A 12,113-nucleotide genomic window follows, 5' to 3' on the forward strand; every position below is an offset into this window, starting at 1 on the left:
GGCCGCCAACTCCCGCGCCTTTCGCGTCATCCCATCAGCGCTTCGCCACAAGGTCCTTGAGCGCGATGTTGAGTTCGAGGACGTTCACGCGGGATTCGCCGATGAAGCCGAAGGTGCGGCCGTCGGTGTGGTCCTTGACCAGTTTCTCGACCTGGGCGACGGAGAGGTGGTTCTTCTCGGCGACCCGGTGAACCTGGAGCTCGGCGTAGGCCGGGGAGATGTCCGGGTCCAGGCCGGAGCCGGAGGACGTGACAGCGTCGGCGGGCACCTGCGAAGGCCTGACGGTGTAGCCGGGGACCGAGTTGTCCTTGATGACGGCCGCCTTGGCGTCCGTCACCTGCCGGATCAGGTCCTTGTTGTCGGCGGACAGGTTGGTCGCGCCGGACAGCAGCAGCTTGTACTGGGTGTTGACGCTGTTGCTGCCGAGGCCGTTGGCCGGACGGCCCTGGAACCACTTGAGATCGGGGTCCGGGGTCTGCTGGCCCTTCTTCAGCGGCAGGTTGTACGACTGCCCGATCAGGGACGAGCCGACGACCTTGCCGTCCGCCTTGATCTCGGAGCCGTTCGCCTTGCTGTTGAACAGCGCCTGGGCGATGCCGGTGACGACCAGCGGGTAGATGACGCCCGTCACCAGGGTCAGCACGAGGAGGGCGCGCAGGCCCGCCCCGAGCAACCGGGCGGTGTTGGTCACGGAGTTGTTCATGGCGATCAGCACGCTTTCAAGAAGTTACAGCCCGGGGATGAGGGAGATGAGCAGGTCGATGATCTTGATGCCGATGAACGGGGCGATCAGCCCGCCCAGTCCGTAGATCGTCAGGTTGCGGCGCAGCATCTTGTCGGCGCTGACCGGCCGGTACTGCACGCCCCTCAGGGAGAGCGGCATCAGCGCGATGATGATCAGCGCGTTGAAGACGACCGCCGACAGGATCGCGGAGTCCGGCGAGGACAGACCCATGATGTTGAGCTTGTCCAGGCCCGGGTAGACGGCCGCGAACAGCGCCGGGATGATCGCGAAGTACTTCGCGACGTCGTTGGCGATGGAGAACGTCGTCAACGCGCCCCGGGTGATGAGGAGTTGCTTGCCGATCTCGACGATCTCGATGAGCTTGGTCGGGTTGGAGTCGAGGTCGACCATGTTGCCGGCCTCCTTGGCGGCCGACGTACCGGTGTTCATCGCCACGCCGACGTCTGCCTGCGCGAGCGCGGGCGCGTCGTTCGTGCCGTCACCGGTCATCGCGACGAGCTTGCCGCCCGCCTGCTCCCGCTTGATGAGCGCCATCTTGTCCTCGGGAGTGGCCTCCGCGAGGAAGTCGTCGACGCCCGCCTCCTCGGCGATCGCCTTGGCCGTCAGCGGGTTGTCACCCGTGATCATGACGGTCTTGATGCCCATCCGGCGCAGCTCGTCGAACCGCTCGCGCATGCCCTCCTTGACGACGTCCTTGAGGTGGATGACGCCCAGCACGCGCGCACCCTGGTCGTCGTTCACGGCCACGAGCAGGGGCGTACCGCCCGCCTGCGAGATGGCGTTGGCGACGGTGTCCGCGTCCTCGGGGACCGTGCCGCCCTCGTCCTGGACCCAGGCGATGACCGAACCGGCCGCGCCCTTGCGGATCTTCTTGCCGTCGACGTCCACGCCCGACATACGGGTCTGGGCGGTGAAGGCGATCCACTCGGCGTGCGACAGCTCACCCTGGTGACGTTCGCGCAGCCCGTACATCTCCTTCGCCAGTACGACGATGGAGCGGCCCTCGGGCGTCTCGTCGGCCAGTGACGACAGCTGGGCGGCGTCGGCGAGTTCGGCTTCCGTTACGCCGCGCACCGGCACGAACTCGGACGCTTGCCGGTTGCCGAGGGTGATGGTGCCGGTCTTGTCGAGCAGCAGGGTCGACACGTCTCCGGCGGCCTCGACTGCCCGGCCTGACATGGCGAGTACGTTGCGCTGGACCAGGCGGTCCATGCCCGCGATGCCGATCGCGGAGAGCAGCGCCCCGATCGTGGTCGGGATCAGACAGACCAGCAGGGCGACCAGCACGACCATCGTCAGATGTGTGCCGGCGTAGTCCGCGAACGGCGGCAGCGTGGCGACGGCCAGCAGGAAGACGATCGTCAAGGACGCGAGGAGAATGTTCAGCGCGATCTCGTTCGGTGTCTTCTGCCGGGCCGCGCCCTCGACGAGGTTGATCATCCGGTCGATGAAGGTCTCGCCGGGCTTCGTGGTGATCTTGATGACGATGCGGTCGGACAGCACCTTCGTGCCGCCGGTGACGGCCGACCGGTCGCCGCCGGACTCGCGGATGACCGGGGCCGACTCACCGGTGATCGCCGACTCGTCGACCGAGGCGACTCCCTCGACGACGTCGCCGTCACCGGGGATGACGTCCCCGGCCTCGCAGACGACCAGGTCGCCGATGGTCAGCTCGGTGCCGGGCACCCGGTCCTCGGTCTCGCCGTCCTTGGACAGCCGGCGCGCGACCGTGTCGGTCTTGGCCTTGCGCAGCGTGTCGGCCTGCGCCTTGCCGCGGCCCTCGGCGACGGCCTCCGCCAGGTTGGCGAAGACCACGGTCAGCCACAGCCAGGCGCTGATCGTCCAGCCGAACCAGTCGCCCGGGTCCTTGAAGGAGAAGACGGTGGTCAGGACCGATCCGACGAGGACCACGAACATCACGGGGGACTTGACCATCACCCGCGGGTCGAGTTTGCGGAAGGCGTCCGGAAGCGACTTGAGAAGCTGCTTCGGGTCGAAGAGGCCTGCGCCGACACGTCCTTCGGCGGGCTTGTGCCCGGCGGGTACGTCGCTGTGCGGCGCCCGGGTCGGGGTGGCTGTGGACATCGGGTCCTCTTGCTTGGTTGCGTCGGTTGTCATGACGCCAGCCCCTCGGCCAGCGGACCCAGCGCGAGGGCGGGGAAGTAGGTCAAACCGGTGATGATGAGGATCGCGCCCACCAACAACCCGGTGAACAGCGGCTTTTCCGTGCGCAGGGTGCCCGCGGTGGCCGGCACCGGCGTCTGCTCGGCGAGCGAGCCGGCCAGCGCCAGCACGAAGATCATCGGCAGGAAGCGGCCGAGGATCATCGCCAGACCGGTCATCGTGTTGAACCAGTCGGTGTTCGCGTTCAGGCCCGCGAAGGCGGAGCCGTTGTTGTTGGAGGCGGACGTGAAGGCGTAGAGGATCTCGGAGAAGCCATGCGCGCCCGAGTTGAGCATCGAGTGCGGAGGCGTCGGCAGGGCCATGGAGACGGCCGTGAAGATCAGCACCAGCGCCGGCGTGATCAAGATGTAGCAGGCCGCCAGCTTGATCTCGCGGGAGCCGATCTTCTTGCCCAGGTACTCGGGCGTACGGCCGACCATCAGACCGGCGATGAACACCGCGATGACCGCCATGATCAGCATGCCGTAGAGGCCGGAGCCGGTACCGCCGGGCGCGATCTCGCCCAGCATCATGCCGAGCATGGTGATGCCGCCGCCGAGACCCGTGAACGACGAGTGGAAGGAGTCCACCGCACCCGTCGAGGTCAGCGTGGTCGACACCGCGAAGATCGACGAGGATCCGACACCGAAGCGGACCTCCTTGCCCTCCATCGCCCCTCCCGCGAGCTGCAACGCCGGGCCGTGGTGGGCGAACTCGGTCCACATCATCAGGACGACGAAGCCGACCCAGATGGTGGCCATCGTGGCGAGGATCGCGTAACCCTGCTTCACGCTCCCGACCATCACGCCGAACGTCCGGGTGAGCGAGAACGGGATGACGAGCAGCAGGAAGATCTCGAAGAGGTTCGTGAAGGGCGTCGGGTTCTCGAACGGGTGGGCCGAGTTGGCGTTGAAGTAACCACCGCCGTTCGTACCGAACTCCTTGATGGCCTCCTGCGAGGCCACCGCGCCGCCGTTCCACTGCTGATGGCCACCCATGCCGTGCCCATTGAAGAATTGCCCGACCTCATGGATGCCGGAGAAGTTCTGAATGGCACCGCAGGCGACCAGCACGATCGCCGCGACAGCGGCACCCGGTACCAGGATCCGGATCGTGCCGCGCACCAAGTCGGACCAGAAGTTGCCCAGTTCACCGGTCCGCGAGCGTGCGAACCCTCGTACGAGCGCCACGGCGACGGCGATGCCGACGGCCGCGGAGACGAAGTTCTGCACGGCCAGCCCGGCCGTCTGCACGACGTGCCCCATGGCCTGCTCGCCGTAGTACGACTGCCAGTTGGTGTTGGTCACGAACGAGGCGGCGGTGTTGAACGCCTGCGCCGGCTCGATCGAGGAGAACCCGAGCGAACCGGGCAGGACGCCCTGCAGCCGCTGCAGCAGGTAGAGGAAGAGGACGCTCACCGCGGAGAAGGCGAGCACGCCGCGTAGGTACGCCGACCAGCGCATCTCCGCGTCAGGGTTGGCACCGATGCCCTTGTAGATCCACTTCTCGACCCGCCAGTGCTGGTCGGAGGAGTAGACCTTGGCCATGTAGTTGCCGAGGGGGACGTAGGCGAGCGCCAGTGCGCCTGTCAGGGCAAGCAGCTGGAGGAAGCCAGCGAGTACGGGACCCATGTGGTGGCTCAGAACCTCTCCGGGAAGATCAGGGCGAGGACGAGATAGCCCAGCAGGGCGACGGCCACGACCAGGCCGACGATGTTCTCGGCGGTCACAGCTTGGTCACCCCCTTGGCGACAAGGGCCACCAGCGCGAAGACCGCGAGTGTGGTGACGACGAAGGCCACGTCGGCCATCGCGAGCTCCTAGAGCAGGTACGGAAATCCGCGAGCGGATCGGACGAATAGAGGAAACCTCGTCCCTGGCCGGATCCGACCGTCGTTGACGGCTCCCTTACGGTGGTCCGTACACCTTTGACGCAACTCATACGGCACCTGCGGCGACCTGTGGCAAGGAGCCGCCGACGCGCATCGGACCACGGTGTACGGCTGCGCTGGCGTCGAGATGCAACAGTTGTCCGTCAGAGGCGCGTCAAAGTGTGCCGATCGCCTTTTCCGGATCTCTACCGTCACCGGTATGGGACGCCGCGACGACGCGCGACAGGAACCGGTCGACGCGCACGGAGAGAAACCCGGTGAGGCGACGAACCACCTCCAGTGGACACGGGAGTTGTGGAGCTCCGTCCGCTGCGCGGGGGTGCTGTTCGTTCTGCTTCTTCTGGTCGACTGGGGCTCCGGCCGGCTCGCCGTGTGGCGTGCTGCCCTGTGGCTCGCCCTGGCAGGTCTGCTGTTCGTCGCGCTGTACCCCGCCCGGGTGTCCGCCGGCGAGGGCTGGCTGTCCTCACGTCGGATGCTGCGCGAGCGCCGGGTGCGTACGGATCTGCTGGTGTCGGTACGCTGCCTGGACGGAGTCTCCCAGCGGCTTGTGCTGCGGGACGCGTTCGGCGGACGCATCGAGATCGCCTCGGACGTCCTAGTGATCAATCCCCGGCTGTGGCACCGTCTGGACGCGGACGCGCGGAAGTGGCCGCATCGACCGCGAGACCGCCCGCGCCGTGTTCAAGGTGTCCGGCCTGGAGTGACAGGCCCCGCTCACCCCTGGCTGACCGGCCCCGCCGCGTCCAGAGCAGCGCCCGTCTGGTCGGCCGGCGTCACCGCGACGAGGCGGCTCCGGAGCGGCGGTACGGGGCCCGGGCCGGGAGTGAGCATGAAGCGGCCGAGGTAGTGGCCGTTGCCGTACGCCCGGAGTTCGATCTCGCCCTCGGGCCAGCCCGCCGCGTCGACGTCCCAGGGGCGCCGGCCCGCCGTCAGGCTGCCGTCCTTGTGCAGCCTGGGCGGTTGCCCCAGCAGGTTGCCGTACTCGAAGCGGCACGCGCGCAGGCCGAGCAGGTCGGTGAGCTCCCGGCGCACGTGGTCGACCACGGTGTCCGCGGAGCCGGCCGACCGGGCGAGGTCGGCGGTGCGGTGGATCCGGGAGAGGTGAGCCGCGTCGGTCACCGTGATGACCTCCAACCTGCGGGCCCGGGCGGCCAGTTGGGAGACGATGACACCGACGACGAGCAGCAGAAGCGCCGTCTCGATGTCGGCCGACGCGCTGATGTCGAACGTCTCGTACGGCTGAGTGAGGAAGAAGTCGAACCAGGCCGCAGCCGACAGCGCCGCAAGCGCCCCCGCCGTACGGCTGCCCAGCGCGGCGACCGCGACGACCGCCACGACGAGCAGGAGGGCGGCGTTGGTGTGGGACAGGTCCGTGCGAATGGGGACGAGCGCGAACGCCGCGAGGAACGGGGCGGCCAGGCCCGCTGTGAGGGCGAGTCGGTCCCGCGGCGGCCAGGTGCACGCCGACGCGACGCGGGACCCCGCCGTGCGGGACAGCAGCCGCCATGTGCCGGTCTCGGTGGTCATCAGGCACCTCCTTCGCTCTGCGCACCGTGGAGGTGCGGGTACGTCGGTTCGTCGTCCGCTTCGGCGAAGGGCAGCGACACGACCATGGTCAGGCCTCCACCGGGGGTGTCCTCGGGGGTGAGGGTTCCGCTCATCGCCTCGGTCAGGCCGCGGGCGAGGGCCAGTCCAAGGCCGAGTCCGGTGGTGTTGTCGGTGTCGCCGAGCCGTTGGAACGGCTCGAAGAGCCGGTCCCGTCCGTCGGTGGGAAGGCCGGGTCCGCGGTCGACCACGCGCAGCTGCACCCGGCCGGCCAGGGCACTGGCGGTCACCAGAACCTTCTGTCCCGGAGGGGTGTGGCGGGCGGCGTTTCCGACCAGGTTGGCGATCACCCGCTCCAGGAGCGGCGGGTCCGCCTGCGCGGCCGGAATCTCCTCCGTCTCCGTCACCTCGACGCCGGGAGTGTCCGCGAGCCCCATGGGGAGGACCTCCTCCAGGGTGGTGGCGCGGAGGTTGAGAGTGAGGGCACCGGCTTCCAGTCGGCTGAGGTCGAGAAGGTTCTCGACCAGCCGGCTGAGCTTGGCCATGGACTCGTCGGCGGTGGCGAGGAGTTCGTCGCGGTCCTCCGGTGAGAACTCGACGTCCCGGGTGCGCAGCGAGGTCACCGCTGCCCAGCCCGCGGCAAGGGGGGTGCGCAGGTCGTGGCCGACGGCGCGCAGCAGTGCCGTGCGCATCCGGTCGGCGGCCTTGACCGGCTCGATCTCGGCGGCTGCCTCGGCGAGCCGGGCCCGCTCCACGGCGGATCCGACATGCGCGGCGAGTGCCGCCAGCATTCCGTGCTGAGCAGATTGCTCGCCCGGCAATCGCGGACAGGTTCCTGTGGTCCGCCACCGAGATGGGGGCTTCAACGGCCGCACCGCCTCCGGCCTCATCGCCCGCGCCGGACTCATCGCCCACCTCGTCGAACAGCCGGCCGTCGCCTCCGACGCGGCCCGCTTCCGTCTGCAGGCCATGGCGGACCACACCGACGACGACGTCGACACGGCGATCGACATCCTCGACACCTGCATACGCGTGGCCGGCAGACCATCGCCTCGACCCGCTGAGCCGGGCCTCACACCCGCGGCCGGACAGGACCCGTTCCAGAGGGTTCCGCCCGGCTCGCGCAGGTGCAGGGACGTTCGGTGACCGATTTCCCCGTCCCGCTGTGTGCCCTTGGCATGCCCGGCCGGCTCTTAACGCAGTCTTGACGCCGATGGAGCAGTCTCCCGTGGGCCCGCGCGTCGCTCTCTGCCTGCGCTGGTGCCGCCGTCCGCGTGATGGCCCAAAACCACACGCTGAGCAGCACATCAGGAGCACTCCGATGGCCACGACCGAACACCCCCCTGCCAGTCGCCTGCGCGCCTGGATGCTGGAGGGGCTGTCCGACTTGGGCAGGAGCGGCGGCCACACTTCGAGTGGACCGAGGGCACCCCCTTCGCCAACTTCCTTCGCTTCTTCCTGCTCGGTCAGGGCGAGGTCGCCCCGGTCACCCGAGAGGTGCTGCGTGAAGCGGAACCGGACCGCGCGCGTCGACCTCGCGTGCACACCGGCTGAGGGCGACTCCGGCGACCGCGTAAGGATCCCGTCAAGATTCGCCCGTACGGCGCTAGGACACCGTTAGCAACACGCGCCGACCTGCGCCGGGGCGCATAGCGTCGGCGGCATGCAATGGAGCGGTCCGGCCGGCTCGGCCGGCGACCGCCACTGGCGTGGCAGCGCTCGGCTCGCGGTGAGCTGCGCCCTGGCGTTCGGTGTCGTGAGCGTCCTGGTCGACTGGGACGCGGGAAGCCTGACGCCCCTCCGCACCCTGCTCTGGCTCACCCTGTCAGCGGCCGTATGCGCGGTCCTGCTCCCGCCGCGAGTGAGTGCGGGCCCCGGCTGGCTGGCGGTACGCACCCCCTGGCGCCGGCGAGTGATCCACACGGACGCGCTGGCGGCCGTACGGCAGTACGACGGCGTCTCCTCCCACCTGGTCCTGCGAGACGTCCACGGCCATCGCCTGGAACTCGACCCCCGGATGCTCGCGGCCAATCCGCTGCTCTGGCACGAGCTCGACACGGGTGTCCGCCGCTCCTTGGAACACGGAACGCTCCGCTTGGGAGCCGATGTCATGGCGCGGCTGGGGGATCACATCGACCACGAGGCGGTCCAGGCGGTACTTCGGGCCTCGGGACTTTCCTGACCCGCAGATAACGCCTTGCCCCTCCGGATCTCTTCTCCGTCGGCCTCCACGCGACCAAGACGACAGAAATAAGTGTCATCTCAGCGATGGAGGCCATATTGCTGCTGTGCCGGAGGACACCCCTCGCGACTCACATGGTCGTGCAGGCACTGCCGTTGAGCGTGAACGCCGTCGGCGCCGTGTTGCTCGCCCCCTTGTTCGCGATGAAGCCCACGGTGACCGAGCCGCCCGCGGGGACGGTGTTCGTGTACGAGGCGGGGGCGACACTCACCGCGCCGCCCGACTGGGTCGGCGTCCCGCCCCACATGTTCGTGACGCTCTGGCCGTCGGCGAAGGAGAAGCCGAGCTTCCAGCCGTCGATCACCTAAGGCGTGGCCGTGCGCGGCCGGAGCATCGTCGCCGTCGGCAGCGACGCCGAGATGCGCGCCCTGGCCGGGCCCGGCACACGGGTCGTCGGGCTGGGAGGGCAGACCGTCCTGCCGGGCATCAACGACTCCCATCTGCACGGGGCTGCTTACGGCATGACGAAGCCGCCGTTCGCCATCGCCGTCGGCCACCCCGCGGTGGGCTCGATCGCCGACATCACGGCCGCCGTGGGCCGGGCGGTGCAGGCCGCCCGGCCCGGCGAGTGGATCATCGGCCTCGGGTGGGACCCCGGTTACCTCGCGGAGTGCCTCGCCGACCCGCGCCGCTTTCCGCACCGCCGGGACCTGGACACGGTCGCGCCCGACAACCCGGTCTGTCTGACCGACTTCTCCTCGCACATGGCGTGGGTCAACAGTGCGGCGCTGCGCCGGTGCGGCGTCGGCGCGTCGAGCGTGCCTCCGGGTGGCGGTGTCATCGACCTCGGCCCGGACGGCGAGTCCACCGGCATCCTGCGCGAGGCGGCCCAGGGGCTCGTCCAGGCCGCCCTCCCCTCCCCCACCGTCGAGCAGCGCCGCCACGCCATCCAGAACGTGATCGCCGAACTCCACTCCCGCGGCATCACCGGCTACACCGAGCCCGGCCTCGGTCCGGGCGGCGCCACCACCCTCTTCGGCGGCCTGAGCACCGACAACTGGACCGCCTACGCCGACCTCGCGGCCACCGGTGAGCTCCGCGCCCGGATCAGCGTCCTGCTGCTGCGTCAACGAGGCCGCGCCCCGGCCCGACGCCCGGCACTACGTCATCCACGGCGACTTCATCGGCGCCGGCAGCCTCGCCAAGCTCGCCGCGCACGGCTACGGGCTCAACATGAACCCCGCCATCAAGTGGACGATCTCCGACCTGATGGACGAGGTCGTCGGGCCCGAGCGGTCCGCCGACCAGTGGCCCGTACGGTCCGCCGTCGAGGCCGGGATCGCGGTCTGCGCCAGTTCGGACGCACCGATCACCGAGCCCGACTGGCGGCAGGGGTGGCCGCGATGATGCTGAGGGAGTCGAAGGCGAGCGGCCGGCCCAGCGGCCCCGACCAGTGCGTAGGCCTCGCCGAGGCCCTTCGGGCGTACACGGTCAACGCGGCCCGGCAGGACTTCGCCGAGGAGTGGAAGGGGACGGTCGAGGCCGGCAAGGTCGCGGACCTGTGCGTGCTGGACCGCCCGCTGCTGGACCTGGACCCGCACGCGATCGCGGACGCGGAGGTGGACCTGACGGTGTTCGACAGGTGCATCGTCCACGAACGCTGACGCCCTTCGTGGCCCTTTTCGTGGTTCGCCACGTGACTCGCTCGGTCATTCTCTTCGTACAATTTGAGTCCGAACGGTCAATGAAGAGCGAGGGAGCTCCCGTGCCCGGCCAGCGATCCATCACCGAAGCCGAGAAGCTCGCCGCGGCGAAACTCGGCGGCATCCCGATACGACGGGACCAGATGGCCGCCGTGGCCAACATCTACCGGGCTGCCTCCGCCGTGCGCCAGCACGTGGAGAACTCGGTGCTGCGCGGCTCCGACCTGACCTGGACGGCGTTCGTCGTGCTGTGGGTCGTATGGGTGTGGGGCGAGTCGGAGACCCGGCACGTGGCCGAGGAGGCGGGCATCTCCAAGGGAACCCTGACCGGGGTCTCGCGGACCCTGGAGTCCCGCGGACTCGTCAGGCGGGCCGGCCACCCGACGGACGGCCGGCTGGTGCTGCTCAGCCTCACCGAAGAGGGCGAGCAGCTGATGCAGCGGCTGTTCCCGGCCTTCAACGAAGAGGAGGCCTTCGTCACCGGTCAGTTGACGGACGAGGAGTGCCGGACGCTGGCGGAGGGCCTGCGACGCGTGGTGATCCAGGTGGAGGAGAACGGCGAGGAGCGCCGCCAGTCCCTGCTCAACGGCGCCGAGCCCGCCCCTCGCCGGAGCGGGCGGCGCCCGAAGGCCTGAGCCTCAGCCGCCGGCCGAGCTGTGGACCGACACGTAGTCGACGAGCATCGGCACGCCGGACCGCGTGGACGAACTGGGGGTGGCGTGACCGGCGAGCGGGTCGGGGAACGCTCCGCCCATGGCCAGGTTCAGCAGGATGAAGTGGCCGTGCCCCGTCGCTGCGTTCCAGGTGGCCGCGTCCATCTGCGAGGCGTTGACGGAGTGGTACTGGACCCCGTCGACGTACCAGCGCAGTTCCTGCGGAGAGCCGCTGCGGTCCCACTCGAAGGCGTAGGTATGGAAGTTGCCCGTGCAGGCGGTGTCCGGGCAGGAGCGTCCGGCGCCCAGGCCGCTGCTCTCGTTGCAGGGGCCGCCGGGGTTGGTGCCGCAATGGAGGGTGCCGAAGACCTTGTTGACGCCGTTGGCGTTCTCCATGACGTCGAACTCACCGATGCCGGGCCAGTTCTGGTGGTTCCCGCGGAAGGGCGCACCGAGCGTCCAGAAGGCGGGCCAGTAGCCGTCGGCCGCGTCGCCCGTGACGTCGGGGACCTGGATCCGGCTCTCGATACGCAGCTTGCCTCCGGCCGGCGGTTCGAAGTCGCTGCGTTTGGTCTCGATCCGGGCGGAGGTCCAGTTGCCGGCCGCGTCCTTGATCGGCGTGATCTTCAGATTCCCGGCGCCGTCCTGCTGGAGGTTGGCGGGGTCCGAGGTGTAGGTCTGCACCTCACCCGTGCCCCAGTGCGCGGCGCCGCCCGGGTAACTGGTCCCGGTGTCGACGATCCAGTTGGCGCCGGAGGGCGGGCTGCCCGCCGAACCGGCGAAGTCGTCGCTCCACACCAGGCTCCAGCCATGGGGAGTTGACGGGACGTCAGCACTGGCGAAGCCGTACAGACCGCCGCCGAGCAGGACGAGCCCGCCCAGCACACCGATCGCCGCCCTCAGCGGCCGACGCGCCTTCCTTGCATGCTTGCTGCGCAACACGGGATGACCTCCACGAGGTGGGGGGAGCAGGAGGTGACGGCTTCAACAGAAACCGCGTCCGTCACTGTGGTGCTCGCCATGGAGGCCGTCAATGGCTCTGCCTGAGAGCGCTCTCACTTTCACGAATGTGACCGGCCGGTGAAAACCGGGCAAGGTACGGGGAGTTGGGACGTGAGCCGGCCCACCCCAACATCGGAGACCCCGACCCCCTCCCCCCGCGCATCACCTTGACCACCACCGCCCGCGCCAGCAGAATGTGGCCACTTGAGAGCGCTCTCAGATCAGCGCTC

General features: G+C 69.3%; 9 protein-coding genes and 3 pseudogenes. 4 read left to right on the forward strand and 8 right to left on the reverse strand.

The genetic code is table 11. The features are described 5' to 3' along the window. Window positions 1-34: 34 nt before the first annotated feature. The 6 genes and pseudogenes from EDD92_RS05190 to EDD92_RS05220 all read right to left on the reverse strand — a co-directional run. The gene (locus EDD92_RS05190; RefSeq protein WP_185123939.1) at window positions 35-703 is read right to left on the reverse strand and encodes a potassium-transporting ATPase subunit C; all 669 of its coding nucleotides are present in this window, start codon (window positions 701-703) and stop codon (window positions 35-37) included. A 24-nt stretch (window positions 704-727) separates the two neighbouring features. Beyond that, on the reverse strand, window positions 728-2,863 hold the full coding sequence (gene kdpB / locus EDD92_RS05195; RefSeq protein WP_123963207.1) for a potassium-transporting ATPase subunit KdpB: 2,136 nt from the start codon (window positions 2,861-2,863) through the stop codon (window positions 728-730). Continuing rightward, window positions 2,860-4,539 carry a potassium-transporting ATPase subunit KdpA gene (gene kdpA / locus EDD92_RS05200; protein WP_123963208.1) on the reverse strand — a complete coding sequence of 560 codons (1,680 nt, stop codon included), beginning with the start codon at window positions 4,537-4,539 and terminating at the stop codon, window positions 2,860-2,862. Before kdpA ends, kdpB begins: the two co-directional genes overlap by 4 nt. A gap of 8 nt (window positions 4,540-4,547) precedes the next feature. Continuing rightward, window positions 4,548-4,637 carry a K(+)-transporting ATPase subunit F gene (gene kdpF, locus EDD92_RS05205; RefSeq protein ID WP_016434100.1) on the reverse strand — a complete coding sequence of 30 codons (90 nt, stop codon included), beginning with the start codon at window positions 4,635-4,637 and terminating at the stop codon, window positions 4,548-4,550. An 875-nt stretch (window positions 4,638-5,512) separates the two neighbouring features. Beyond that, entirely contained in the window at window positions 5,513-6,325 is an 813-nt protein-coding gene (locus EDD92_RS05215) for a DUF4118 domain-containing protein (RefSeq protein WP_123963209.1), read from the reverse strand. After that, window positions 6,325-7,134 (reverse strand): annotated as a pseudogene (locus EDD92_RS05220) (sensor histidine kinase); the annotation flags it as partial. The pseudogene EDD92_RS05220 and the gene EDD92_RS05215, both read right to left, overlap by 1 nt. A gap of 46 nt (window positions 7,135-7,180) precedes the next feature. Here EDD92_RS05220 and EDD92_RS50900 point away from each other — a divergent pair. Further along, window positions 7,181-7,489: a hypothetical protein gene (locus tag EDD92_RS50900; RefSeq protein ID WP_260326326.1), complete on the forward strand. Its 309-nt coding sequence runs from the start codon at window positions 7,181-7,183 to the stop codon at window positions 7,487-7,489. Window positions 7,490-8,006: 517 nt separating this feature from the next. Next, window positions 8,007-8,525, forward strand: coding sequence for a hypothetical protein (locus EDD92_RS05230; RefSeq protein WP_123963210.1), 519 nt, complete (start codon window positions 8,007-8,009; stop codon window positions 8,523-8,525). Window positions 8,526-8,655: 130 nt separating this feature from the next. Here EDD92_RS05230 and EDD92_RS05235 read toward each other — a convergent pair. Beyond that, window positions 8,656-8,886, reverse strand: a pseudogene (locus tag EDD92_RS05235) (cellulose binding domain-containing protein); the annotation flags it as partial. 16 nt (window positions 8,887-8,902) lie between these two features. Here EDD92_RS05235 and EDD92_RS05240 point away from each other — a divergent pair. Both EDD92_RS05240 and EDD92_RS05245 read left to right on the forward strand, forming a co-directional pair. Continuing rightward, window positions 8,903-10,189 (forward strand): amidohydrolase, encoded by a 1,287-nt coding sequence (locus EDD92_RS05240; RefSeq protein WP_260326327.1) that lies wholly within the window; start codon window positions 8,903-8,905, stop codon window positions 10,187-10,189. Window positions 10,190-10,290: 101 nt separating this feature from the next. Beyond that, window positions 10,291-10,863 (forward strand): MarR family winged helix-turn-helix transcriptional regulator, encoded by a 573-nt coding sequence (locus EDD92_RS05245; RefSeq protein ID WP_123963211.1) that lies wholly within the window; start codon window positions 10,291-10,293, stop codon window positions 10,861-10,863. Window positions 10,864-10,869: 6 nt separating this feature from the next. Here EDD92_RS05245 and EDD92_RS05250 read toward each other — a convergent pair. Then, window positions 10,870-11,823 (reverse strand): annotated as a pseudogene (locus EDD92_RS05250) (glycoside hydrolase family 16 protein); the annotation flags it as partial. Window positions 11,824-12,113: the final 290 nt, after the last annotated feature.

It is taken from the genome of Streptomyces sp. TLI_185, assembly GCF_003814765.1.
GTDB lineage: Bacteria > Actinomycetota > Actinomycetes > Streptomycetales > Streptomycetaceae > Streptomyces.

Excerpts from the sequence above, each read along its gene's own strand:
- EDD92_RS05190 (WP_185123939.1), bottom strand. The coding sequence starts at position 703 with ATGAACAACTCCGTGACCAACACCGCCCGGTTGCTCGGGGCGGGCCTG.
- kdpB (WP_123963207.1), bottom strand. The coding sequence starts at position 2,863 with ATGACAACCGACGCAACCAAGCAAGAGGACCCGATGTCCACAGCCACC.
- kdpA (WP_123963208.1), bottom strand. The coding sequence starts at position 4,539 with ATGGGTCCCGTACTCGCTGGCTTCCTCCAGCTGCTTGCCCTGACAGGC.
- EDD92_RS05215 (WP_123963209.1), bottom strand. The coding sequence starts at position 6,325 with ATGACCACCGAGACCGGCACATGGCGGCTGCTGTCCCGCACGGCGGGG.
- EDD92_RS05230 (WP_123963210.1), top strand. The coding sequence starts at position 8,007 with ATGCAATGGAGCGGTCCGGCCGGCTCGGCCGGCGACCGCCACTGGCGT.